General features: G+C 65.1%; 23 protein-coding genes and 2 tRNA genes. 23 read left to right on the top strand and 2 right to left on the bottom strand.

Annotated elements, in window-relative coordinates; genetic code table 11:
- Positions 1-360 precede the first annotated feature (360 nt).
- From IPM18_01260 to IPM18_01250, 3 genes are all read left to right on the top strand, one after another.
- A complete protein-coding gene (locus IPM18_01260) occupies positions 361-969 on the top strand; it encodes a sigma-70 family RNA polymerase sigma factor (GenBank protein ID MBK9118219.1) in 609 nt (202 codons plus the stop codon).
- Positions 970-1,200: 231 nt separating this feature from the next.
- Positions 1,201-1,692 carry a hypothetical protein gene (locus IPM18_01255; protein ID MBK9118218.1) on the top strand — a complete coding sequence of 164 codons (492 nt, stop codon included), beginning with the start codon at positions 1,201-1,203 and terminating at the stop codon, positions 1,690-1,692.
- Positions 1,693-1,811: 119 nt separating this feature from the next.
- Positions 1,812-4,619: a serine/threonine protein kinase gene (locus IPM18_01250; GenBank protein MBK9118217.1), complete on the top strand. Its 2,808-nt coding sequence runs from the start codon at positions 1,812-1,814 to the stop codon at positions 4,617-4,619.
- A gap of 30 nt (positions 4,620-4,649) precedes the next feature.
- Here the strand turns inward: IPM18_01250 and IPM18_01245 are convergent, their stop codons facing one another.
- Positions 4,650-5,255 (bottom strand): septum formation initiator family protein, encoded by a 606-nt coding sequence (locus IPM18_01245; protein ID MBK9118216.1) that lies wholly within the window; start codon positions 5,253-5,255, stop codon positions 4,650-4,652.
- A 114-nt stretch (positions 5,256-5,369) separates the two neighbouring features.
- Here IPM18_01245 and IPM18_01240 point away from each other — a divergent pair, with 114 nt between their 5' ends.
- The 10 genes from IPM18_01240 to IPM18_01195 all read left to right on the top strand — a co-directional run bounded on the left by IPM18_01240 (position 5,370) and on the right by IPM18_01195 (position 18,224).
- On the top strand, positions 5,370-6,209 hold the full coding sequence (locus IPM18_01240) for a pantoate--beta-alanine ligase (GenBank protein MBK9118215.1): 840 nt from the start codon (positions 5,370-5,372) through the stop codon (positions 6,207-6,209).
- Positions 6,210-6,321: 112 nt separating this feature from the next.
- Entirely contained in the window at positions 6,322-7,524 is a 1,203-nt protein-coding gene (locus IPM18_01235) for a prolipoprotein diacylglyceryl transferase (GenBank protein MBK9118214.1), read from the top strand.
- Between the two features lie 99 nt (positions 7,525-7,623).
- A complete protein-coding gene (locus IPM18_01230; GenBank protein MBK9118213.1) occupies positions 7,624-8,034 on the top strand; it encodes a DUF1844 domain-containing protein in 411 nt (136 codons plus the stop codon).
- Positions 8,035-8,086: 52 nt separating this feature from the next.
- A complete protein-coding gene (locus IPM18_01225; GenBank protein MBK9118212.1) occupies positions 8,087-9,154 on the top strand; it encodes a hypothetical protein in 1,068 nt (355 codons plus the stop codon).
- Positions 9,155-9,223: 69 nt separating this feature from the next.
- Complete coding sequence (locus tag IPM18_01220; GenBank protein ID MBK9118211.1) at positions 9,224-10,036, top strand: MotA/TolQ/ExbB proton channel family protein; 813 nt, start codon at positions 9,224-9,226, stop codon at positions 10,034-10,036.
- A gap of 35 nt (positions 10,037-10,071) precedes the next feature.
- Complete coding sequence (locus IPM18_01215; GenBank protein MBK9118210.1) at positions 10,072-10,563, top strand: biopolymer transporter ExbD; 492 nt, start codon at positions 10,072-10,074, stop codon at positions 10,561-10,563.
- The gene (locus tag IPM18_01210; GenBank protein MBK9118209.1) at positions 10,560-11,015 is read left to right on the top strand and encodes a biopolymer transporter ExbD; all 456 of its coding nucleotides are present in this window, start codon (positions 10,560-10,562) and stop codon (positions 11,013-11,015) included. The genes IPM18_01215 and IPM18_01210 overlap by 4 nt, the downstream gene beginning before the upstream one ends.
- A gap of 60 nt (positions 11,016-11,075) precedes the next feature.
- A complete protein-coding gene (locus IPM18_01205; protein MBK9118208.1) occupies positions 11,076-13,799 on the top strand; it encodes a hypothetical protein in 2,724 nt (907 codons plus the stop codon).
- A gap of 165 nt (positions 13,800-13,964) precedes the next feature.
- Complete coding sequence (gene uvrB, locus IPM18_01200) at positions 13,965-16,037, top strand: excinuclease ABC subunit UvrB (protein MBK9118207.1); 2,073 nt, start codon at positions 13,965-13,967, stop codon at positions 16,035-16,037.
- A 237-nt stretch (positions 16,038-16,274) separates the two neighbouring features.
- Positions 16,275-18,224, top strand: coding sequence for a hypothetical protein (locus IPM18_01195; GenBank protein MBK9118206.1), 1,950 nt, complete (start codon positions 16,275-16,277; stop codon positions 18,222-18,224).
- A gap of 107 nt (positions 18,225-18,331) precedes the next feature.
- Here IPM18_01195 and IPM18_01190 read toward each other — a convergent pair whose 3' ends face one another.
- Positions 18,332-18,862: a hypothetical protein gene (locus tag IPM18_01190; protein ID MBK9118205.1), complete on the bottom strand. Its 531-nt coding sequence runs from the start codon at positions 18,860-18,862 to the stop codon at positions 18,332-18,334.
- A 226-nt stretch (positions 18,863-19,088) separates the two neighbouring features.
- On the opposite strand from IPM18_01190, the gene IPM18_01185 reads away from it, so the two are divergent.
- The 10 genes from IPM18_01185 to rplL all read left to right on the top strand — a co-directional run bounded on the left by IPM18_01185 (position 19,089) and on the right by rplL (position 24,548).
- Positions 19,089-19,160: transfer RNA gene (locus tag IPM18_01185), tRNA-Thr, on the top strand.
- Positions 19,161-19,302: 142 nt separating this feature from the next.
- Positions 19,303-20,535: an elongation factor Tu gene (gene tuf / locus IPM18_01180; GenBank protein MBK9118204.1), complete on the top strand. Its 1,233-nt coding sequence runs from the start codon at positions 19,303-19,305 to the stop codon at positions 20,533-20,535.
- Between the two features lie 38 nt (positions 20,536-20,573).
- On the top strand, positions 20,574-20,741 hold the full coding sequence (rpmG, locus tag IPM18_01175) for a 50S ribosomal protein L33 (GenBank protein ID MBK9118203.1): 168 nt from the start codon (positions 20,574-20,576) through the stop codon (positions 20,739-20,741).
- A gap of 36 nt (positions 20,742-20,777) precedes the next feature.
- Positions 20,778-20,850, top strand: a tRNA-Trp gene (locus IPM18_01170).
- 91 nt (positions 20,851-20,941) lie between these two features.
- Entirely contained in the window at positions 20,942-21,409 is a 468-nt protein-coding gene (gene secE, locus IPM18_01165) for a preprotein translocase subunit SecE (protein MBK9118202.1), read from the top strand.
- Positions 21,406-22,080 carry a transcription termination/antitermination factor NusG gene (gene nusG, locus IPM18_01160; protein MBK9118201.1) on the top strand — a complete coding sequence of 225 codons (675 nt, stop codon included), beginning with the start codon at positions 21,406-21,408 and terminating at the stop codon, positions 22,078-22,080. The genes secE and nusG overlap by 4 nt, the downstream gene beginning before the upstream one ends.
- A gap of 65 nt (positions 22,081-22,145) precedes the next feature.
- Complete coding sequence (gene rplK, locus IPM18_01155) at positions 22,146-22,595, top strand: 50S ribosomal protein L11 (protein ID MBK9118200.1); 450 nt, start codon at positions 22,146-22,148, stop codon at positions 22,593-22,595.
- Between the two features lie 144 nt (positions 22,596-22,739).
- The gene (locus tag IPM18_01150; protein MBK9118199.1) at positions 22,740-23,438 is read left to right on the top strand and encodes a 50S ribosomal protein L1; all 699 of its coding nucleotides are present in this window, start codon (positions 22,740-22,742) and stop codon (positions 23,436-23,438) included.
- Between the two features lie 4 nt (positions 23,439-23,442).
- Positions 23,443-23,991: a 50S ribosomal protein L10 gene (locus IPM18_01145; protein ID MBK9118198.1), complete on the top strand. Its 549-nt coding sequence runs from the start codon at positions 23,443-23,445 to the stop codon at positions 23,989-23,991.
- A 152-nt stretch (positions 23,992-24,143) separates the two neighbouring features.
- Positions 24,144-24,548 (top strand): 50S ribosomal protein L7/L12, encoded by a 405-nt coding sequence (gene rplL / locus IPM18_01140; GenBank protein ID MBK9118197.1) that lies wholly within the window; start codon positions 24,144-24,146, stop codon positions 24,546-24,548.
- Positions 24,549-24,688: the final 140 nt, after the last annotated feature.

Below are 24,688 nucleotides of genomic sequence, written 5' to 3'. Positions count from 1 at the left end.
CTGACTTTTGAATGGAGCCCGCCGACTTCGACCAGCGCGCCCCACGTTCATCACCATGCCACCGAACTCCGGAAATGGGCCTTCCCTGAGCCGGGGGCGTCCCCTGACCCTGTTCATGACAAAGTGTACCCCTGGGTCGTGGGCAGGCGAAGACTGGGACCGGTAGCGCCGACAGGTCCGCACAATTCCGCAAGAACGGCTAGCGCTAAGCCGTATGGTTATACATGTCGCGTTCTGTCGGGAACTGTTGCTCAATTGACGGCCACTTGGACTGCGGTACGCTTGCATTCGGGTGTCAGGGCTGTTGTGAATTCGGCCAAGGGCTGCGGGGCCAACTGCAACCCTCCGGGAGTGCGCCGCATGGGGATCAGTCCGGACGAGCGGGTCGCGCGTGCCGCCCGTGGTGATCATGAAGCCCTGGCGGAGCTCCTGGAAGAGGTGGGGCCCGAGGTGCGCCGGCGCCTTTCCATCAGCCCGCTTTGGCAGGCGGCGATCGAAGCGGCCGACGTCATGCAGGTGACGTATCTGGAGGCGTTCCTGCGGGTGGACCAGTTGCGGGGAGAATCTACCGAAACCTTTCGCGCCTGGTTGACGCGCCTCGCTGACAACAACCTGCGCGACGCAATTCGCGCGCTGGAGTGCGCCAAGCGGCCGGACCCACGGCGCCGTGTCGGCCATGACAGGTCGGAATCCATGGCGTCTTTAATGGACGAAATCGGTGGGGTGGAACGAACCGCGAGCCAACACATCGCCGAACAGGAGGCCGAAGTCGCCCTTCGCGCGGCCCTGGTCCGCCTTCCGCGGCTGTACCGGCTGGTGGTGGAGCAGTACGACCTTGAAGGGCGTGGTATCCAGGAAGTGGCGCAGGAACTCGGACGTTCACCCGGGGCGGTCTATATGTTGCGGGCCCGCGCGCACGACCGGCTGCGCGAATTACTCGGTTCAGGTTCGCGGTACCTTGGCTACTAGAGGAACCGGACAACCGTGTTGGAACCCCGGTCAAAAAAGGTGGGCGGAGTCGATTGTGAAAGCCGTCCTGGTAATCAAGTGGCGTGTTCAGGAAGTAGAGCGGCGGTGGTCGCCTGACGAAATCTGACAAATATCGCGTGACCAGACCCCGAATCCCCCGCCCGGTAGGTTGAGGGCTGCTCAAGACCTGCCGACGTGCTGTAACCCGTTCCGGGAGAAGGAGTAACGCACATGACGTCCAGGTACGGTGAGGGGCTGACCGCGACACCGGCAATGGCGGCAAGAGAGCTGGGTGGGTCATGGTCGCGACTCCGATGGGAGCGTGGCGGGGACTTCGCGCTCCTGCTCGGTGTGTTCTGCTTTGGTTTGAGTGTGGGCGTCGCGCTGGATGTGGTCAGCGTCACGCGGACTGAAGAGGATATGCGGTTGGAAGCCATGGAACTACCGCCGGCGCTGGTGGAGTGGCGCGCACGGGATGCGGCAGGGCAGATGGAGGAGTCCATCACGACGCCGGCGGCTATTCATGTGCGTAGGACTGAAACGGATCACTGGCGCAGCGGGCGGCCAGCGCGCGTGCTGCTTGCGGATCGCGGCGAAACGGTGTTGGTCTCGGGCAGGAATCCAGGAGGGATGGTGCCTGGGGCGGATGCTGGTGAAACCTTCTCATCTGCCGCGCCGCCATCGGGAGGTTCGGTCCCGGTGTCACGGCACTTGGCGTGGTAGGAATGGGGTGTGCCAAGCGACCCCCAAGGTTGGAGTTTGGAGCGCACGGCCCATGTGAGGTGTCGGGTTGCCGGGGATTCCCTCTGGGCAGCACCTTGCGGTCCCCAGGTGAGGCGCGCATGGCGCGGCAGTACGAGCCAGCAAGGCGTCCGGAGGATACGTTCACTTCGGACGCCGCATTGATCGAGGCGGCCCGGCGCGATGTCGCCGAAGCCCAAGGCCGGTCGGGCCCGCACGCCCCGACCGAAATCGACGCCCGGTTCGCGAGCGTGACGCTCGTCTCCCCTGCATCGTCGAACCAGGGTTTGGCCGGGCCGCCTTCTGATTCACTGCCGGGGTACGAGTTGCGCCGGGAGGTGCATCGCGGGGGCCAGGGCGTCGTGTACGAGGCGCAGCACACGGGCACGAAACGGCGGGTGGCGATCAAGGTGATGTGCGAGGGGCCGTTCGCTGGGGTTGCGGACCGGGCGCGCTTTGAACGCGAAGTACGCATCCTCGCGCAGCTCCAGCATCCCAACATTGTAACTGTGCACGACACCGGCTTGGCGCATGGTTGCCATTATTTCGTGATGGACTACATCAGCGGGCAGCCGCTCGATGTGTATATGGCCAGCGCGGATCACTCCGTGGTGCAGACTCTGCGGTTGTTCCTGAAGATCTGCGCCGCGGTGCATGCCGCTCATGTGCGTGGCATCATCCATCGCGATCTGAAACCCAGCAATGTTCGCGTGAACCAGGACGGTGAACCGCATGTGCTCGACTTCGGGCTCGCGAAGGTGACCGCGGCCCCCGACGAAGTGGCCGTGGTGACGCATGCGGGTCAGTTCGTGGGCTCGGTGCCGTGGGCAAGCCCGGAGCAGGCCGCCGGGTTTTCCGATCGCGTAGACGTGCGCTCGGACGTGTACGCCCTCGGGGTGATTCTCTTTCAGATGCTGACGGGGAAGTTTCCGTACGAGGTGGTCGGTGGCCTGCGCGACGTACTGGACCGCATTCTGCTCGCGGAACCGCTACGGCCCCGACACCTGCGCCGCGAGGTGGACGACGAGGTCGAAACGATCGTCCTCAAGTGCCTCGCGAAGGAACCGGAACGGCGCTACCAGAGTGCGGGCGAGCTGGCGCGCGACATCGAGCGCTACCTGCAGGGCGACCCGATCGAGGCCAAGCGTACCTCCTTGGCCTACGTCCTGCGGAAACAGATTCATCGTTACCGTGGACCGGCGGTGCTCCTCGCGCTGTTCCTCACGCTGCTCCTCGGGGGGTTCTTCACATCCCTGACCTACTGGATGCGGGCTGTGAATGAGACGCACCGTGCCGAGAACGCGCTCGCAGCGGCGGTCCAGGCGCGACATGAAGAAGCACTGCAACGACACCTTGCTGAGCAGTCCGCTCACCGCGCAGGCGCGGAGGCGGCCAAGGCCGCGGCGATCAATGCCGTGCTGGTGGAGATCTTGAGCTCAGCGGATCCGGCCCTGGCGCGCGGGCGTGATGTGACCGTGCGTGAGGTATTGGAGAACGCGGCGGACCAGCTGGACGATGGCGCGCTGCGGCATGCGCCGGAGGTGGAGGTCGCGGTGCGCACGATGCTGGGGCAGGCGTTTCGCGCGCTGGGCCACTTTCAGGCCGCGGAGACGCACCTGCGGGTAGCGCTGACACTGCACGGGGAAATCGCGCCGGGAGAGTCCGCTGTGCGGGCCGATCGCTTAAACGATCTCGCGATCTGTCGCCAGCTCCAGGGAGACTTCGCCGGAGCGGAGGAGCTCTTTCGCGCAGCGCTGGGGCTGCGGGTGGAACATTTGCCCGGGACTGCCGCCCACGCCGAGAGTCTCAACAATCTCGCGGTGATCCTGCAGCTCATGGACCGGCTGTCGGAAGCAGAGCCCCTCTACCAGCAGGCGCTGGAACTGCGTGTGCGCCTCTTGGGGCCGGAGCACATTGATGTAGCGACCACCAGGCACAATTTCGCTGCATTGCTCGAGGACCGTGGAGACTACACCGCAGCAGAGCCGCTCTTGCGCGGGGCGCTCGCGGCCTACCAGGCCCGTTATGGCGATGAGCACCCGCGAGTTGCGACCTTTCTTCACAATCTGGCCAGTCTGCTCGCACGGCGGGGTGCGTACGAGGAAGCCGAAGTGCTGCACCGGGAAGGATTGCGCGTACGGCGCCTGCTGTTTGGTGAGCAGCATCCGGACGTGGCGGCCAGTCTCAATAACCTCGCGGTTTTTCTCCATCGGACGGGGCACCCGGCTGACGCCGAGCCACTCTATCGAGATGCGCTCGAGCTCCACCGGCTGTTGCTCGGTGCCGAGCACCCCGCCGTGGCCACGGGCATGATGAACCTGGCAAGCGTACGTGAAGAACAGGGCGATCGAGACGGGGCGGAGCCGCTGTACCGGGCGGCGCTCGAGTTAAGGAGGCGCTTCGCAGGTGGCGAACCGCGCCTGGCGGTGGCCGTCACGTTGCTGTTCTACGGGCGTTTTCACCAGCGGGGCGGACAACTGGCCGCAGCGGTCAGTATGTATCGTGAAGCACTGGAAATTCGCCGGCACGTTCTGGGCGATACCCATCCGGAGGTAGCGGAAACCCAGTGGATGCTGGGGGGTGCGCTCGCGGAGGGGGGAGAATTCACCACTGCGGAGACACACCTGCGGCAGGCGTACCAGATTCGGCGGTTGCGACTGCCGGAGGAAGTCGGACGTTTTGCGCTCGTTGTCCGTGACCTGGCGGCCGTACTTCTATTGCTTGACCGGTCCGAAGAAGTGGTGGCGCTGGCCGATGAGTGCGAGGCGGCGCTGCGTCCGGCCGCGGACTTATTCGGGGCGGGCGAGCTTACGCAGGTGGTGGAGCTCTTCGAGCAATTGGGTCGCGCCGGCACCGCTGCGGAGTGGGGAAAGCGTAACCCCAGTCGAAGTGTGCAAGGCCCGTTGTGAGTTCGGCCGCATACCGCTCAGGGTGGTGTATCACGCCTCGAGTGCCGTATCGGTGGACTGGGGCGGTTGTCGGCGGGGTGCGACTGCCGCGCGTGGGCGCGTATCCCCGAGCAGGACGAGGGCGCACAGGATGAGGCCGCCGCCCAAGGCCATGAGCGTAGGGCGCGTGTAGGGGTCGACGAAGAACCAGATGCGGGGGTGGCGATCCAGAGTGAGTTGGACGAAGGTTGCGAGGTCGGGTTGCGTGCCCGGCAGGTGCGTCGGCGGTAAGAGAGCGGGCATGAGCCGTGGGGTGGCGGGTGGTGCGACGGGGTCGGGCAGCACCAGTTGGCCGTCGGCGAGCGGCACACCGGTGGCGAGGCCCTCGCGCGCGAGGGGCCCGGCGCTGTAGCCGAATTCGCGCTGTGCGATCCGCAGGATATATGCCGGGTCATTCTGGAGAAAGTCAATCTGTTTCTCAGCCACGACCAAGCGGTCACGCAGTTGGGCAAGCTGCGCCTGGCGGGCGTGTAGCAACTCGATTTGGGCCTGGCGTTCGAGCCAAGCGGGCAGAAGCAGGCAGGGAGCGAGGACGAAGCCCCCGGCGAGGAACATGCACCAGAACAGCGCCGTATTGAGGAAGTGGCCGCGGGCCATCAGGATCATCCATGATGTCAATTGGTGGTGTATTGTAAGGCGCAGTGGCGGGTGGGGAAGGGGCCAGCGGGTTTCCGACGTGACAGTCGGGCCGCGAAGCGGTGCAATGTGCGCATGGAAATCACACGCGACATTCGGTCGGCGCGGATAGCCGTTGCGGCCGCTCGGCGGGCGGGCCGTTCGATTGGCTTTGTCCCGACGATGGGCTACCTGCACGCGGGGCATTTGGCGCTGGTGGCGGCCGCCCTGAGCGACGGCACCTTTCCGGTTGTGAGCATCTTCGTCAACCCCACGCAGTTTGGACCGCAGGAGGACTACTCCCGCTACCCCCGGGATGAGGGGCGCGATCTTGAACTCTGCCGTACCGCGGGCGTCGAACTTGTTTTTGCGCCGTCGGTCGAGGAGATGTACCCTCCGGATACGGTCACAACCGTGCGCGTCGCGCGGTTGACCGAGACGCTCTGTGGGCCTCATCGCCCGGGGCATTTTGAAGGTGTCGCCACGGTTGTGGCCAAGCTGCTTCACATCGTGCAGCCCGACCGGGCGTACTTCGGGCGGAAGGACGCCCAACAGCTTGCAGTCCTGCGGCGGATGGTGCGCGACCTGGACATGCCGGTGGAAGTCATCGGCTGTCCGACCGTGCGGGAGCCGGATGGGCTCGCGATGAGCAGCCGCAACGCATACCTGCGGGGGGGGGCGCGAACGCGGGCGCTTGTGTTGTGGCAGGCCCTGGAGGAAGCCCGGTGCCGGATCGAAGCGGGGGAGACCGACCCGACGGTAGTGCGGGGTGCGATGGAAGCGATCGTCTCCACCGCGGCACCTGAAGCGATTGACTACATCAGTCTGGTGGACCCGGACACGCTGCAGCCGGTTACGGTGGTGCCGCGACCGGTGCTGGTGGCTTTGGCGGTGCGGATCGGTGGAACCCGATTGATCGACAACGTCACCGTGTAGGCGTGGAAAGAGGTATGTGCTGGACCGGTGTGTCTGCCGCGCCTACGATGCGGCCGTTTCCGGATTTGCCGGTTGCGGTGAAGAGGTTGAGTTTTGGAGGGCCACGACGCCCATGATGCCGATTGTCTGGACGATCCCGGGGGTCAATCTCGCGATTCCGGGCTATGGCCTGATGATGATGATCGGCATGTTGCTGTCGATCCTCTGGGCCGTCAAGCGTGCGGAGCGCTCGGGCGCCAACCCGGACGTGGTGTTGAACTGTGGATTCATTGCAATCTTCGGCGGCGTGGCGGGCGGGCGGCTGATGTACGTGATCCAGTACTGGAACCAGTTTGCGCACCGCGGGTCACCGTTGGATGTGGTCTGGGCCATGCTGGATGTGAGCAAGGGCGGACTGGAAGTCTACGGCGGATTCATCGCGGTCACCGTGTTTACGCTCCTGTACCTGTGGCGTTACAAACACTCGATCCGCTGGTACCTCGACATCATGGCGCCATCGGCCGCGCTCGGCATGGGGATTGGTCGGCTGGGGTGTTTCCTCAACGGCTGCTGCTTTGGGGGGGTGTGCGAGCTACCGTGGGCGGTCGAATTCCCCTATGGCAGCAGCGCACTGCACCAGCAGTGGAAGGAGCAACGCAGCGGGGCGGCGGTACCGCAGCAGTTGTTGATTTTTGGTTCGGAGGGCTCGTTTCAGAGCGGTGAAGTAGCGGCGCTGATTCCGCGCGAAGTTCTCAGTGTAACGGAAGCCGGTCTGGAGAAGAGCCGGGCGGCCTTGCGGGAGCGCCTGCAAGAGCGAGAGGCCGCGCGAGTGGCGCTGCAGGCGGCGGAGAATGAGCAGGCCCGGCAGGTGGCGTTGCGGCGCATTGAGCGGGTGGACCGGGCGATCGCATCTGACCCGAACAGCATTTTTCTTACGCAGTTGCAGCGGCACAATCTGACGCTGGTTCAGCTTCAAGACTTGGCGCGGGCGCATCACTCGCTGCCGGTGCATCCGACGCAGATTTACTCGTTCATCACGCTGGGCTTGTTGGCGGGGGTCCTGGGTGCGGCCTATTGGCAACGGCGGGCGGACGGGCAGATCATCTGCCTTTTCCTGCTGATCGAGCCGTGGACGCGCTTTACGCTCGAGTTACTGCGCGCGGATAACCCGCAATATGGGCGCTTGACGGCCTCGCAGTACATCGCCCTGACACTCAGCGTGGTCGGCCTGCTTGGGCTGATCGCACTCCGTTACACGCGGCCCCGCTCGCCTTTGGCTGTTGCTTATGTGCCGGAGAGCGAGAAGAAAGCGCGCGCCCCGCAAGCGACAGGGTGAGGCGTGAAGAGTTTTGGCCAGGCCCCGGATACTTGCGTTGTTTCAAGTGCGTGACGCGAGTATAGTGCGGCCGGGGTAGCGCAACTTGGCAGGTGCAGCATGCCGGAACCGGAAAAGAAAATCATCGTTGACGACGACTGGAAAGCCGAAGCGCAGCGTGAGAAAGAGCGCCTGGCGCAACAGGAGGAGGCCGCCCAGGAGTTGCCGGACCCGAGCTTCCCGGAATTGCTGAACATGATCGTGATGCAGGCGGTTGCGGGCATGGGGCTGATGGCGACGCCGGACGGGCAGCGCATGCCGCCGAACCTGCCGATTGCCAAACACTTCATCGATATGCTCCAGGTGCTTGAGGACAAGACGAAGGGCAACCTGACGGACGAGGAGAAGCGGCTTCTCGACCAGGTGTTGTACGAGATGCGCATGACGTTCGTGCAGGTGGCGGGGGCTGGAGGCGTTCCGGGGAGTGGGGTGCGTCCGACGGCGGTACCGTCTCCGCTGGACCCGGCCTGACGACGCGTTTATGGAAGAAGCGGCCGCCGCGGCAGTACGCAGGAGCGGACCGATGGCCACGAAACCACAGGTGCCGGGAGCGCCGCCCCCCCCGGGCGATACGTTCGCGGATCGCGAACAGCGCAACCCGTTCTTCCGCGCTGTGATGCACCTTGGTCTGCCGGTCGTGGTGAGTGCGGCGATTCACCTGGCATTCGTGGGGGTTCTCGCGTTCAAAACCTTTGAAGCGCTGGGCCCGACCCGGGTTGAAATCGGCGAGTTTGAAGGCAGCGTGGTCGATCGCGATGCCTTCGCCCGCGCGTTTCAGTGGGATAGTCAGGCCGCGCTGGATACACCCCTCGATCCACTGGACGACCAATCGCTCGAAAGTCTGCTTTCATTCAGCGATGTGAGTGCGCCGGACTTCAGTGACCTCAGCAGCGCGGCGGCCGGGGCTGGAAGCGGCGACGGCGGACTGGGTATCGGCGATGGCCCCTTGTCCCTGATCGGCACGGGCGGGGGCGCCGGCGAGTCGGGCACGGGCGGGCTGGGGGGTGGCCTCGGGGGCGGGGGCGCGCGTCTCGGCCAGGCCGGCATGTGGGATCTGAGTATCCGGGCGAACAAGGTCGTGTTTGTGGTTGATTTCTCCGGCTCGATCATCCCGACAGTGGCGGACCTGCGCCGCGAATTGAAGCGCTCGGTGAGCCGCCTGCGGCCGTCGCAGACGTTCGGGGCGATCGTGTTTTTCAGCGAGAACGAGCAGATCCGCACGGAGTCGTTTCGGCCGAAGCTTGAGCCGGCGACGGAGGAGAACCGGCGCGAGTTCTTCCGCTGGATCGACGGAATGCGGCCGCGCGGCCGGACCGAGCCGCTGAACGCCTTGAAGCGGGCGCTGCTGCTGGAGCCGGAAGCGGTGTTCTTCCTGTCCGACGGGCTCTTTGATGATCGGGTCGTGACGGAGGTGGAGGCGACGAACCGGACGATCCGGGCGCGTATCTACTGCCTCGTGTTCGATGAGATTTTCTTCGACGATCCCCCCGGCACCCAGCGCGAGACGACGGGTGTCCGGCGGTTGAAGCGGCTCTCGGAGGGTAGTGGCGGAGAGACGAAGATCGTGACGAATCGGGATTTGATGCAGTGAGGAGCCGAGCTCCAAAGATCGAGGTCCCCGCGCGTTGAGAGCGGGGCCGGGTTGCCAGTGGGAGAGCGCATGAAACGGTCAGGTGTGCGACGAGGTCATTTCGCGGCATGGGGTCTGCTGCTGTCGGCGGGCGCGGTGCCGGCCTGGGCCGCGGAGGGTGGCAAGTCGTTTCTCGACATCTTCTGGGAAGGGATCGAGATTCCGACTTACTTCATCGCCGCAGGATCGGTTGCGGCGATTGCGTTGATTGTGGAACACTTCGTCGCTGTACGGCGTGCGACGATCGCGCCGCCGCAACAGGTGCAGTGGGCGCGGGAGCAGATCGAGAAACGCAACTTCCGAGAATGCCTCGACAAGCTGCGGGAGAGCCACACCTATTTTGCACAGACGATGACCGCGGCATTGCAGCACGCACGGCACGGCTTCGACGCCATGCACGCGGCGGCGGTGGAGAAGTCTGGACTGCTGGGAGGCAAACTGTTCCGCAAGGCGGAGTACCTCAATATTCTGGGCAACCTGGGGCCGCTCCTCGGCCTGCTGGGCACGGTCTGGGGCATGATCGAAGCGTTTGGCACCCTGGGCGCGAGTGGCGGCCAAGCCGACGCGGCGGGACTTTCCGAAGGTATTTCGAAGGCATTGGTGAATACACTCGCGGGGCTCGCGCTGGCGATCGTGGGCATCGGGTTCTTTGGCCTGTGCCGGAACCGCATCGAATCGCTGACAGTCGGCGCGACGGTGGATGTGCTCGACTTGCTGGAGTACTTCCGCCCGTCCGCACGCAGCAGCAGCGGCGGTGAGCGGGCGGCCACGGCACCGGCGACGACCAAGGCGTCCCGCGGCGCGGGTGTGGCCCCGGCGCCGGGCACGGCCGAAGGGGAGTAGGCCGCGGACCGGTTCGCGAAAGGAGCGCCGCAAGCATGATGCGTCCGCCGAAGCCGACCAGCATGACGCTGAACCTTGCGCCGATGGTTGACGTGCTGATGTGCCTGATCGTGTTCTTCCTGCTGGCGGCACACATCGTAGCCGCAGAAGCAACGGTCGTGGACGTGCGCGATTTGCCGCGGGCGCTGGCGGCGCAGGAAGTGGATTCCTCGGACCTCGGCAACCGCGTGACGATCAGTGTGCGGCGCGTGGCTGACGGGGACGAGGTGGCCGAGTACGTCGTGGCCGACTGGGATGGCGAGCGGATCGTGCCGCGCGCCCTGCGGCCGGCGGACATTGAGGCATTGCTGAAGCTGCGCGCGACTCAGGCCGTCGCCCGGGGAGCGACGCTGCGCTGCGTGATTCGGGCGGATCGGATGGTGACATATCAGCACGTCGAAGTTGTGCTGCGGGCCTGCGGACTGGCCCAGGTGAGGGACGTGGTGTTTGCCGCCCGGATGGACGGCGACGGGGAGGGTCCCCCATGAGGAAAGCCCCGGAGCCGGCTGGCGAGGCCATCCCGAATCTCGCCCCGCTGGTCGACGTCATCATGGTGCTGCTGGTTTTCTTTCTGCTCATCATGTCGTTCGAACTGGTACGGCAGGGCATTCTCAGCACAGAGCTGGATCCGAGCAGTGGTCCCGGCGCCGGGGCGCGGGTCGAGGTGAATCCCACGATTGCCGTTTCGCTGGGAGGTTCGAGTGACGAGACGCTGACGATCCGCGTGCGGGACGAAGCGCTGCCGTCGGCTGATTTCGATCTGCTGCGGCGGTACCTGCTGGATCGTCGGCGGGCGGGCGCCGATCCGAAGAATCCCGTGGTGATCGTGGCCGAGACGCAGGTGCGCTGGCAGTATGTCATCCAGGCGATGGACGCGATTGTGCGGGCGGGCTTTTCGAACGTGCAGTTCGGCGTGAGTCTGCGCCCGGGGAGCGTCTGATGGCGAATGCGGCGCACATGGCAGACCGCTGTGGGGCTGTCTGGGGCTGGGGAGCAGGGTGTGAAAAAAAGTAACCGCTCAAGTTGGGCTGCCGGGTGGGGGGCGATGTGGCTCGCGTGGGTAGCAAGCATGCCGGTTGCGGCCCAGGAATCGCCGGGGGCGCCGCCGGAGGTGGAGCAGGCCATCCGCAGCGGATTGGTCGAAACCCTCGAGGTGCAATTCGGCCCGGGTGCTACCCCGCAACAGAAGCACTGGCTGGCACAGGCCCAGGCGAACCGTGCGCGTCGAGCGCGCGGCGAGACGGACCGTGCGCAGGCGTTCGAACAGGCGGAGCGGCGCTACAACGACTGGATCGATGCCCTCGTCCGCGCAGCGGAACGCGGTGGTGTTCTTGACCGGGTGCGTGTTGCGGCTGCGCGGACGGAGTTGGCGGGTCTGCTGCTGGGGGGGCCGGCGGCGCGCGAACTCGACGAGTTTGAGTTGTCGCTCGGGCGCCGGGGGGATCGCGCGCAGTTGACATCGGTGCTCGAACGGGCGCGCGGGATGTACGATGCAGCGCAGCAGGCGCTCGACCCGATTTCCCGGAACATCGCGGCACACGAGGACGAACTGCTCGCGGCGGGCCTGTACGACGTGGTGCAGCAGGCGCGGCTTGACATTACGCTGAACCTGGGCTGGTGCTATTACTACCTCGGGGTGCTTGAGGAGCGCGACGGGGAGCAGCGACGCACCCGGCTCGCCACGGCCGAGCGCAATTTCCAGGAGCTGCTGAACTCGGGTCAGTCTGGACCGATGCGATATCTCTGTACCCTGGCGCTGGCGATGTCACAGCGCGAGCAGGGCAAGCTGGTGGAAGCGGAGCGCAGCTTCGCCTACGTGTTTCAGGATGATGTGGCGCCGGCCCTCGCGGCCCAGGCGCGGTATGAGCTGGCGCGGACACAACTGCGCGGTGAAAAATTCGACGAGGCCCGGACGACGCTGCGCCCGCTGGTGGACAAGGATGCGGAGCAGCTCTCGGCCGACGAGCGCGCGGCGCGGTTCTACATCAACTTGGCCCAGCTCTGGGACGCCAACAGCTACCTGCTGGAGGCGGATGCTTCACGGCGCGAGGCCCGCAACAGCCCGGCCGCTACGGCGCTGCTTGCCAAGGCCCAGCGCAGCCGCGAGTCCGGGCTCGCGAAGTTCCGACGATTGGCGCAGCGTGGTGGGCCATGGCCCGCGGTCGTGCAGATCTATATCGCGCAGAGCGTGGACCTGCGGACCCCGCTGGGGGAGTTGAGCGAGCTGGAGCTGCTGTTCACGGCGTCACAACTGATCGATGCCAAGCGCTACCCGGATGCGCTTGTGAGGTTGGGCGAGGCCGCGGCGCGGGCCAGTGAGGATGCGACGCTGGCGGGTGAGATCCTCTTCGAACTTGGCCGGGTGCAGTACCTGCTGAAAGACGAGCGCGCGGCCGCGGAGGCCTTCGAGCGGCTCGCGACAGAACACGCGAGCCACCCCAAAGCGGAACAGGCCGCGACCTTTGCGTACCCGCTGTGGGGGAAGGTGGCGGAGCGCAGCAAAGCGTCGGCGGATTACGAGCGACTGATCGCGAGTTTGCAGAACCTGCTGGCGCGTTATGCGAACCACCCGCGGCGGGACGAGGCCTTGTGGCTGCTGCCGGTGGCGCTACAGGCGGCGGGGCGGTTTGAAGAGGCCGCGGCGGAGTTTGCCCGCGTGCCGGAAGCGTCTCGCTATCGGGAGGAGGCCCAGTACCGCAGTGCAGTTTGCCGGCGGCGCGCGGTCGAGGCGAGCCGCGGACAGGTGGAGGGCGAATCGTTCGCACAGGCGGCGCAGCGGGCGGCGGAGGCGCTGCGTCAGTACGCGCGTGCGGCACGCGAGCGGGCCCCGCAGGCCGTCGATCCGAGAGCGGTGCTGCGCTGGGCGGCGGATGCACAGATCGCGGCCGGCGAGTTGCTCGCTGGGCCGGGTGTCAGTGCCTACGACCTGGCGTTGGCCGCCGTCGCGGACTTCGAGCAGGCGTTTCCCGAGAGCGACCAGGTTGGCCGCGTGCTGGCTGTGCGCATCCGGGCGTACCGCGGGCAGCGCGAGTTCGAACGGGCCGCCGCCATCGTAGCCCAGTATTTGCAGGCGGCCGCGCCAGAGCAGGTGGGTGCGACGCTGGCGACCCTGGCGCGCGGGATGCAGGAGGAGGTCGAGCGGCTCCTGGGGGACGGCGAGCGGGCGTCCGCGGAGGCGCTGGCGCGCGATGCGGTCGCGACCTTCGAGGAGTTGGAGCGCTGGGTTTCAGCGGATGCCGCGCGCGCCGGCAATCGCGATGCGGTGCGCAGCGGCAAGGCACGGATGTTGTACCTGGCGGGCGACCTGGCGCTGGCGCTCGAACTCGTGGAGGCACTGCTCACGGAGAGTCCACAGAACGGTAACCACCTGTTCCTGCGGGCGCAGGTATTAACGGCGGCGCTGCCGGCAGAACCCTCGGCGGCGGAAGCCGAGGCGGCGCGCGAGGCGTGGGGGGTGCTGTTACGGGATGCGGCGATTCGGCAACGTGCACCGGAGCAGTACTGGGAGGCGCGCTACCACTGGTTGCGGCTGACCCTGGCGCGGGGTGCTGCCGCGGATGTGGAGACGGCGATTGTGCAGGAGCGGGTGTGGTGGCCGGAACTGGGCGGCGAGCCGTGGCAGGGACGCTTCGCGGAGTTGCTGCGCGCCGCGCGCACCGCGCAGGGCAAGCCCGCGGAGGAACCACAGCCCGCGACGGCACCGGCAGAAGCCGAACCGGCCTAACACGAAGATTTCACGGGGACACGGCTATCGGGTCCGCTGCACATGGGGCGGGTTGGGTGCCGCGTTGCCTGTGCCGCTCTGCATTTCTACTTGTTACCCGCTTCCCATTCCCTGCGCTCGGTATAATGCCCTGTTCGGCCTTTGTACGTCCAACGGGAGTGTGCCGTGAACGCGTACAGAATCGTCAGTCCGTTTCAGCCCCAGGGCGATCAGCCGCGGGCGATCGAGCAGATGGTGCGCGGATTCCGGGAGGGGAAAGCATTTCAGACGCTGCTGGGTGTCACGGGGTCGGGCAAGACGTTCACGATGGCGCACGTGCTGGCGCAGCTCGGGCGGCCGGCCCTGGTCATCTCCCACAACAAGACGCTCGCGGCGCAGCTTTTCGAGGAATTCCGTGAGCTGTTGCCGCACAACGCGGTCGAGTATTTCGTCAGTTACTATGACTACTACCAGCCCGAGGCCTACATCCCGCAGCGCGACATTTATATTGAGAAAGATGCTTCCCGGAACGACGATCTCGACCGGCTGCGGCTGGCGGCGACGAGCTCGGTCGTCTCGCGGCGTGACGTGGTGGTGGTGGCGAGCGTTTCCTGCATCTTCGGCCTCGGTTCCCCGGACGAGTACAAAGCCAGCGTGGTGAACGTGCAGGTCGGGCAGACCTGGGAGCGTGACGAGTTGCTGAAGAAGCTCGTGCGCTTGCAGTATGACCGCAAGGATGTGGAGTTGGCGCGCGGCACCTTCCGCGTGCGGGGTGATGTGATCGAGCTGGCCCCGGCCCAGGAGGAATTCGCGATCCGCATCGAGCTGTTCGGCGACACGGTGGAGCGCATGGCGTACATTCATCCGCTGACCGGCCAGATCCTGCAGGCGCGTGAGCAGGTGTTCATCTACCCGGCCGTGCATTACGTGCTGCCCGAGGAGAATCTCGAGCGGGCGCTGGCTTCGATCCAGCAGGAACTCGACGAGCGTGTGCTGCAACTGCGGCACCAGGGGAAGCTGTTGGAGGCGCAGCGGCTGCTGGCGCGTACCAAGTATGACCTCGAGATGCTGCAGGAAGTGGGGTATTGCAGTGGGATTGAGAACTACTCGCGGCACCTGAATGGAACTGCGCCGGGCGCGAAACCTTACACGCTGGTGGACTACTTTCCGCCGGATTTCCTGTTGATCATCGACGAGTCGCACGTCACCATCCCGCAGATCGGCGCGATGTTCAACGGAGACCGGGCGCGTAAAGAGGTGCTTGTCGAGCACGGATTCCGGTTGCCGAGCTGCATGGACAACCGGCCCATGCGCTTCGCGGAATTCGAGCAGATGTGGCATCAGGTCGCATTTGTCTCGGCGACGCCGGGTCCGTACGAACTGGAGAAGTGCGGCGGCGAGACCGTCGAGCAGATCATCCGGCCGACGGGACTGGTCGATCCGCAGATCGAGGTGAAACCCGCCCGCGGGCAGGTGCCGGACCTGCTGGAGCAATGCCAGCAGCGCGTGGCGGCCGGACAGCGTATCCTGATCACGACGCTGACCAAACGGCTGGCTGAGGATCTCTCGCAGTACATCCAGCAGGCCGGGTTGCGCGGCCGATACCTGCACAGCGAGATCGACACGCTGGAGCGTGTGGAGATCCTGCGCGAGCTGCGGCTGGGCAATTTCGACGTGCTGGTAGGCGTGAACCTGTTACGCGAGGGGCTCGACCTGCCGGAAGTGTCCCTGGTCGCGATCATGGACGCCGACAAGGAGGGCTTCCTGCGCAGCGCGACCTCGCTCATCCAGATGATCGGGCGCTGTGCCCGCAACGTCGATGCCCGCGTCATCCTCTATGCGGATCGTGTAACCGCCGCGATGCAGCGCGCCATGGACGAAACCAGCCGGCGGCGAGAACGGCAGGTGGCCTACAACCAGGAGCATGGTATCACACCGGACACTGTGCGCAAGGCGATCCGGCAGGGCCTGATGACCGAAGTGGCGGCGATGCGGCGGGTGCGCGAGGCGGTCCACGCCGACGAGGGCGACTACGACCGCGAGGAACTGCTGCGGCAGCTTGAATCGGAGATGCTGCAGGCGGCCGAGGAACTCGATTTCGAAAAGGCGGCCGCCCTGCGCGATCACATCAAGGAACTGCGCGACTCGCCGGAACTGCGGGTCGCCGCGACCAAGGCGCGTCCAGCCAAGGCGTCGAAGCCTCGTGATGAGGAGGGCTGGAAGCCCCACCGCCAGTACAAGCGGCCGGGCAAGAAGTGAGGTGGGCCTGTCGATACTTGTGGGGAGGGGCGCAGAATCGATCCGCCAGGTTTGCACGCTTGTCAGTGGCGGTAGGATATCAGCGGCCGAAGGTCGGTCCGGCTGTGGGCACGTCGCCCCGGTTCCGGAGCGTCCGGGCGCATCAGACCTGTGGCCGGCCTGCGTGGCGGCACCGGACAATCCCAAGAAGCAAGGAGCGCGCGCATGGTGAGGAGCACGGCTCAGAGGTGGCCCGCGATGATCGTCTTGGTGGGGCTGGCGTGGCTGGTGGGCAACGCGGCGGCCGCGGATGTGCAACCGTTCCGCTTGTCGGAGGCGGTTCCGGCCGACGTGATGGCCGTGATGCAGTGGCGCGATCATGACGGCCGCAAATTTGTGCGTGAGCAGTACGCACGCGTCTGGGCAGCGGTGGAGCGCCAGGGCTTCGAGCGCGACCTGAAGCGGCTGTTGCGGACGGATGTGGAGCGTCGGCAGGGTGATCTGACCGCGTTTGACCTGATGTGGGACGAGCTGGCGGAGCGTGCGACCCGCGTCCGCTGGGCGGAGTTGTGGGCGCGGGAGGGCGCGCTCGCGATGAAGGTCGGCTTCCCGACCGGGCTGGAGGCCCTCGGACTGTTTCTGCCGGCGCCGGACAAGACGACCGACGCGTTCGAGCCGCTGGAGAATCTCTTCAAGGGACTGGTCAAGCTGCTCCCCGAGGGGCAGCTCGAATTGCGCTCGGAAGGTGAGGGGCGGCGCGTTGTGCATCGCCTGCTGGTGGCGAACATGGTTCCGCCGCTTTCGCTGACACTGGCGCGGCACGACGAGGTCATCCTCCTGGGCATCAACACCGCACTGGTGGAGCAATCCCTCGCGCTGTTGCGCGGTGAGAGCCCGGCCGAGGCCGCGAGCGTCAAGAGCAGTGCACGGATCACCGGCGCCCTTGAGAAGCTGCCCTCCGCTACCGATTCGTATACCTTCGTGGATGTCGCCCGGATGATGCAGGAACTGCGTCAATTCGCGACGATTACCGCGCAGGCGTTCGAGCCACTGCCGCGCGACGGCGGCAGTGATGCCCCGGCGACCCAACCGGTCAACCCGCTGGGCTTCCTGCCGAAGCTCGTCGACGCGGTAGATGTGTGGGAGTACACGGCTTCGGTGCAGTCCACCGACGGTATGAAAACCACCGCGGAATCCGTCACTCTGCTGCGGGCGGCCGCGCGCGAGAAGCCGCTTTTCCAAGCACTGTACAGCAATCCCGTGCTGAAAGAGCCACTGAAGATGATCCCGCAGCAGGCCACGTCGATGTACGTAACCAACGGGATCGGCGTGCAGGTGGCGTACGACTGGCTCATCGATTTTGTGCAGCGCGAAGTCCCCGAGGGGGCCGCGATGATTGCGGAGATGCGGGCCCAGCAGGACCTGCTGGGCTTCAACCTGGAGAAGCTGCTGCTGGGTTGGCCGAGTGGTTCCTTCGCGACTTTCTCCGCGAACCTGCGCTCACGGTCGTCGACGGATTCGGTCTGGATGCTCGGTGTGCGCGATGCGGAGGCGGCCCGCGCTGCGTTGGATTTTGCGATGAATCAGCTTGCGCCGATCATGGAGCAGCAGCGGGGCAGCATCGAGGATCACCGGATCGGCGAGGACGCCGAATTCAAACTGCTCATTCTGCCCATGATGATGAGCGCGATGCTGGGGCAACCCACCTTGGGAGTGTTTCAGGACCAGATGATCGTCGGAAACTCGCCCCATGCCGTGGAGGCGGTGGTGAAGGCCGCCAGGGGTGAACAGCCCAATTTCGCTGAGAATGAGCAGTTCAAGACCGATGGGCTGCCACTCCGCGGACCTGTTACCGCAGTGCAGTTCAAAAACCTCACGCGGTACGGTGAGGAACTGTCGACCATGTTGAGTCTGCCGACTCTGGCTCAGATGGCGCTGCCGGCGCAGGTTGCACGGGAACCCATGGTCGTCACCGGGTTCAGTTTGCTGGTCAAGGCCGCCAATGTGGCTCGCGAGTTGAACTTCTACCGCTCGAGTGCGGCAGTGACTACCCAGGAGGAGCTCATCAGCCGCACACAATCGGTTACGCATTACCAGGAGCCACCGGCCCCCCGCACACGCACTCGGCCGACGACTGAGCCGTCACCGACTGAACCCACAACCGAGCCGGCGGCCGAGCCCGAGACCGGAGGGAATGGTACGCAGTAGCATCCCCCGGATAAGGGAGTGCGAATCACCCGATGGCAGCGGTGCACACCCCGACGGGCGCGCATCGCTGCCATCGCCCCGTTCGGGGATAGGCACAGCCGGGATGACTACCAGGGATCATCATCGTCGTCGGTGCGACGGTCGGTCCGTGTCGGAAGGTCGTTGGGCTGGGGCGCGACATGGGCACCTCGGCAAGTGGGACAGGCCCCTGGCATGCCATTCAGAAATGCCACCCAGCGGCGACAATCCGAACACCGCGTGGCGCGGTAGGTGGTCTTCTGCGAGCAGCTAGTACACGTTATGGGCCAGTCGTTGAAGTTCAATGCCTGCTGCGTTTGCCCGGATACGCCGCAGGCCGGGTTGTTGCAGATCGTGTACAGCACGGCGGTCTGTGCAGTCGCGGACCGGTTACGATCGCCGGGGGGGGCGAGGCCGTCGATCAGCCATTGAACCAGGAAGAAAGCAAGCAGGGCGAGAATGATCAGGCCGGCCAGTCTGGGAATCGGGCCATGCCAGAAGATGCCGGGGTCTTCACGGTAGCGAGTACGCCAATCACGCCAACGTTGGGGCGCCTGGGTGAGTCCGTCGCGCAGTTGATGGGGTAATTCAGCAAGTTTCCGGCGGAGGACGGCAAGCATCGGGGGCCTCGTCCGAACGTGGGTCCGGTGCGGAAACGCCTGCCCCCAAGCGTTCGGGTGCCGCACAGGGGCTTCCGAGCCCCGCTCTTATACCATGTCGGGGCGGGTCGGAGCCACATTTTTCTTTTTGACAAGCTGGCGGCGCCATTTACAATGCCTCATTCCGGTCGACCCGTAAGGGCCGGCCGGTGGGTCTGTTGGCGATCGCCAAGCGCAGAACGGGCGTGCTGCTGTAGCTCAGTGGTAGAGCGCCTCCTTGGTAAGGAGGAGGTCATGGGTTCAACCCCCATCAGCAGCTTTCCGGACGGCTGTGGATCACCAACGGGACCGGTCGCGAAATCGCTGGTAGAAACAGAGGACGAGTCAGACCCCAGGGCACGGTGGCCGCAGACGGCCACACCGGGAGCGGACTCCCCCCGGTTGACGAGTGGAGAGCTTCAATGGCGAAGGGTGTATTCGAACGTACCAAGCCGCACGTGAACGTCGGGACCATCGGTCACGTCGACCACGGCAAGACGACCCTGACGGCTGCCCTGACCATCGTGCAGGCAGCGCGTGGTCTGGCTCAGGCCAAGTCGTATGACGAGATCGCGAAGGCGTCCGAATCGGACGGCCGGCGTGACCCGACAAAGATTCTGACGATCGCCACGGCGCACGTCGAATACGAGTCGGAGAAGCGGCACTATGCCCACATCGACTGTCCGGGTCACGCCGACTACGTGAAGAACATGATCACGGGTGCGGCCCAGATGGACGGCGCGATCCTGGTGGTCAGCGCGGCTGACGGTCCGATGCCGCAGACGCGTGAGCACGTGCTGCTCGCCCGCCAGGTGAACGTGCCGGCGCTGGTTGTGTTCATGAACAAGGTGGACTTGGTCGACGATGATGAATTGCTCGAGCTGGTCGAGATGGAAGTGCGCGAACTGCTCAGCATGTACAACTTCGACGGCGACAACATCCCGGTTATCCGGGGATCGGCCACGCAGGCGATTCAGGCCGCGGTCGACAAGAAGCCCGAAGGCTTCCAGCCGATCGTGGAGCTGATGAACGCGCTCGACACCGCGATTCCGGAGCCGCAGCGCGAGCAGGACAAGCCGTTCCTGATGCCGGTCGAAGACGTGTTCAGCATCAAGGGCCGTGGCACGGTCGGCACCGGCCGTATCGAGCGTGGCCAGATCAAGGTCGGCGAAGAAGTCGAAATCATCGGACTGCACGCCGAGAAAGGCCGCAAGACGGTCGTCACCGGTGTCGAGATGTTCAATAAGACGCTCGACTCGGGCATCGCCGGCGACAACGTCGGACTGCTGCTCCGCGGTGTCGAGAAGAAGGAGTTGGAGCGTGGGCAGGTGCTGGCCAAGGCCGGCAGCATCACCCCGCACACCAAGTTCCTCGGCGAGGTGTACGTGCTGAAGAAGGAAGAAGGCGGCCGGCATACGCCGTTCTTCCCGGGTTACCGCCCGCAGTTCTACTTCCGCACGACAGACGTCACCGGCTCGATCGTCGAACTGATCGGCCGCGACGGCAATAAGGCGGAAATGTGCATGCCGGGCGACAATATCCAGATGCGGGTCGAAATCCAGCACCCGATCGCGATGGAAGACGGCCTCCGTTTCGCGATCCGCGAAGGCGGCCGGACGGTCGGTTCGGGCGTGGTGACGAAGATCCTGGAGTAACCGAGCGGTCGCAACCGCGGGTGTGCGGAGAGTGAGCGATGGCGAAGGCGCAAAAGAGAGAGTCGGTCTGGCTGCAGTGCACGGAGACGGGCGATCTGAACTATCGCACGACCGTCAACGTGCAGGGCGGCGTGCCGAAGCTGCAGCTCGTCAAGTACAGCCCGCGGCTGCGGAAGCGGACCATGCACAAGATCAAGCGCAAGTAGTCGGTCGGCAATTCAAACGGATGCCCGACCGGCGGAAGGAGCGTAGCTCAATTGGTAGAGCACCGGTTTCCAAAACCGGCGGTTGGGGGTTCGAGTCCCTCCGCTCCTGATTGATCCGAGCGGCGTGCGGGACCGTGGCACGGGCGCCGATCCGGTGGGGCGGGTTGCCCGAAAGACCCGCCCGGAGCAGTGGCGAAACTATGGCAGAGCGCGTACACGAAACCCCGGTCGGCGGTGGCACGCCGTTCAAGATTTACAAGTCCGGCCAGGGACAGTACGTCCGCTGGTCGACATCCGCCGGCGCGGGGCTCCTGGCCCTGGCGGCGGCGAACTTCGTACGGGAACGCCTGACGGTGGTTGACAATGTCTGGGTGACGACGCTCGTGCCCGTACTGGTACTCGTGGCGCTGGCCTATCTCATATTTCGCTTTGTGGGCCAACATGCCCGGGTGGGCGATTTCCTGATCGCCACCGAAGGCGAGATGAAGAAAGTCAACTGGTCCAGCCGGAAGGAAGTGTGGGGTGCGACCAAGGTCGTGATCATTACGGTCCTGGCACTGTCGATCCTGCTGTTCGTGGTGGACCTGATCTTCATCCTCATGTTCAGTGGCATGGGCGTACTGCGGGTGGATATCCTTCAGGACCTCTTCTCACGCGGACAACCATGACGAACTTCGCCGACGATGTCGAAACCACGCCTCCGCCGGAAGTCGTACCCGCGGCTGTGCCTGCCGAAAGCACCCGCCCGGAGCGGCCCGCCGCAAAGGAAGAGGTGCCGATCGTCCAGCCCGGCATGGGCTGGTACGTGCTGAAGGTGGCCTCCAACAAGGAGGACCAGGTTCGTGACGCCCTCGAGCGCAAGGTGAAAATCGAGCAGCTGGAGAAGTGGGTGGGCCGGATCCTGGTGCCGACCCAGCGAGAGAAGCGGGTGCGCGGCGGCACCTCCCGGATCTACCATCGGAAGCTTTATCCGGGCTATGTTTTCGTGGAGATGGCCACCGATCAGGATGGCCGCATCCCCGAGAACGTCTGGTTCGTGATCAAGGAAACGACCGGGGTCGGTGACTTTATCGGTTCGGGCGGCAAGCCCTCGCCGATGCCGATGTCGGACGTCGAACAAATGGTCGCGGCGGCAATCAAGCCGGACGAAGGTCCGTCGCTGGCGAACCTGGCATTCAAGTCAGGCGACCGCGTGAAGGTGACGGAAGGCCCGTTCGAGAATTTTGAAGGCACGGTGGACGAGATCAACAGCCAGAAGGGGACCGTGCGTGTGATCGTGGCGATTTTCGGCCGGCCGACGCCGATCGAGATCGAGTACTGGATGGTGGAGCCGCTGTAGCGGCCCGCGGTAAGAGGCAAGCATCCCCGGGTGGGGGGCGGGTGTCAGGCCACAGGAAGTGAACGATGGCGAAGGCGATCATTGCCAAGATCAAGTTGCAGGCCCCCGGCGGAAAAGCCACACCGGCACCGCCGGTCGGACCGGCGCTCGGCCAGCACGGTGTGAACATTGCGCAATTCGTGCAGCAGTTCAATGAGCGCACGAAGCAGATGGACGGGATGACCTGCCCGGTCGAAATCACCGTCTATAAGGACAAGAGCTTCGAGTTTGTCGTCAAGAGCCCGCCCGCCGCGGTACTGCTCGTGAAGGCGGCCAAGCCGCTCGATGCTTCGCAGGCCGTAGTAGAAAAGGGCTCCGGTGAACCGAACCGCACGAAGGTGGGGCGGGTAACCTCGGCGGACGTGCGCAAGATAGCCGAGACAAAACTGAAAGACCTCAATGCCTTCGATCTGGACGCGGCGGCGAAGATCGTCGCGGGTACGGCCCGGTCGATGGGCATCGAAGTCGTCGACTGAGCGCGGCGCGTCACCCCTTGGTGGTTGACGAAGCTGCCGGGATTCCGCGGGCCCCCCCTGGCGGGCGGGATCGATTCTTCGGCGGGGATGTGTGACAACCTGGTTGGCCTTACCACGGGCCGCAACAGTAGTGGGAGCTTGAAAATGCGATTTCGCAGCAAGCGGTACAAGAAGGATCTGGAGAAGATCCCGCCGGCGCCGTTACCCCTCGAAGAGGGGATCAAACGCCTCAAAACCTACACCAAGACCAAGTTCGACCAGACTGTCGATCTCGTCTGCCACCTCGGGATTGACCCCCGGCAGGCGGACCAGATGATTCGCGGCTCCCTGAGTCTGCCCAAGGGCATCGGTGCGAAGAAGCGCGTGATTGCCTTCTGCCAGGACCAGGATGCCGAGGCCGCCAAAGCCGCCGGGGCGATCGAAGCCGGCGGCGATGAGCTGATCGACAAGGTATCCAAGGGTTGGATGGATTTCGATGTAGCGGTTGCGCACCCGTCCATGATGGGCAAGGTCGGCAAGCTGGGTCGTGTCCTCGGTCCGCAGGGTAAGATGCCGTCGCCCAAGAGCGGCACGGTGACACCGGATATCGCGACGGCGGTCAAGGAGTACGCTGCCGGCAAGCTCGAGTTTCGCAACGACAATGGCGGCAACGTGCATGCCGTGGTCGGCAAACTGAGCTTCAGCGACGAGGATCTCAAGGAGAACATCGTCGCCTTCGTCGATCACATCAAGCGTGTCAAACCGTCGGCGGCCAAGGGCCAGTACATCAAGAAAATCTGCATCAGCGGCACCATGACGCCCGCGGTCATTCTCGACATGGCCGTCACGGCGGGGACGGAGTAAGCCCATGAGCAAGCTCGTCAAGGAAATGATGACCCGCGATCTGGCGGAGCGCTACGCTGAGTCAGACAATGCGGTCTGGATCGAACTGGTCGGCGTGGACGGCCTCACGACGAACGCGTTTCGGCGCGACCTGCGGGGCCGCCGGATGCAGATGGAGGTTGTGAAGACCTCGCTGCTTCGCCGCGCGGTCAAAGGTCGCCCGCTGGAGCCGCTCGCGGATAAGCTGCAGGGGCCGGCGGCACTCGTCACCGGTGGTGATTCGCCGATCGAGGTGGCGAAGCTGCTGGAGGAATGGGCCCCCAAGTTCCCGAAAGACAGTTTCCGCCTGCGCGGTGCGGTCATCGACGGTGAGTACCTGGACGAGCAAAGCGTGCAGGGCCTTTCCAAGATGCCGACCCGGGCTGACATGCAGGGCCGTATCGTCCGCCTCATCCTGACGCCGGGTGGCAACGTGATCGGAGCGGCGCTCGGTCCAGACGCTGCCGTGGCCGGCCTGCTGAAGACCCTGATCGAGAAGCTTGAGAAGGGCGAAGCCGTCGCGCGCGTCGGATAGGACATCGACGCGGCCGCTGCACCGCAGTCGGCCGCCGTGATTTGTGACTGCTGCGATGCGCATCTGAGTGCTCCGCGAAGCGGATGAAATGGAGCCAATGGGGCTCCAGCTATCAGGGCGGTCGCTGAACATCAGAGGTTGGAGTTTTCATCATGGCAGAAGCACCCACGGTAGACGCCGCGATCAAGGACATCGGCGACAAGATCGCCGGCCTGACGCTGGTCCAGGCGAAGTCGCTGGCAGACTACATGAAAGATACCTACGGGATCGAGCCGGCGGCGGGCGGTGCGGTGATGGTGGCGGGTCCGGGCGCAGGACCGGCGGCCGCAGCGGTGGAAGAGCAGACGGAGTTCAACGTCATTCTTGCGAATGGCGGTGACAAGAAGTTGCAGGTGATCAAGGTAGTGCGCGCCGCGCGTCCGGACCTGGGTCTCAAGGAGGCCAAGGCCCTGGTCGACGAGGCGCCGAAGCCACTGCTCGAGGCCGTCAGCAAGGAAGATGCCGAGAAGTGGAAGAAGGAGCTCGAAGAGGCCGGCGCAAAGGTCGAAGTCAAGTAACACTTCGCCTGCCCGAGTTCGGTACAGGACGCTCGAGAAAGCCCGGCGTTGCCGTCGGGCTTTTTCGTTGCGCCCGAATCGCCCTAGAATGCCGGCCCGACGGCGTGCTTGGCGCGCCAAAAGGGCTTGGCTTGCGGCGC

The sequence above is a fragment of the Phycisphaerales bacterium genome (assembly GCA_016716475.1).
GTDB lineage: Bacteria > Planctomycetota > Phycisphaerae > UBA1845 > Fen-1342 > JADJWG01.
This window is presented reverse-complemented; position numbering and strand designations above follow the sequence as displayed.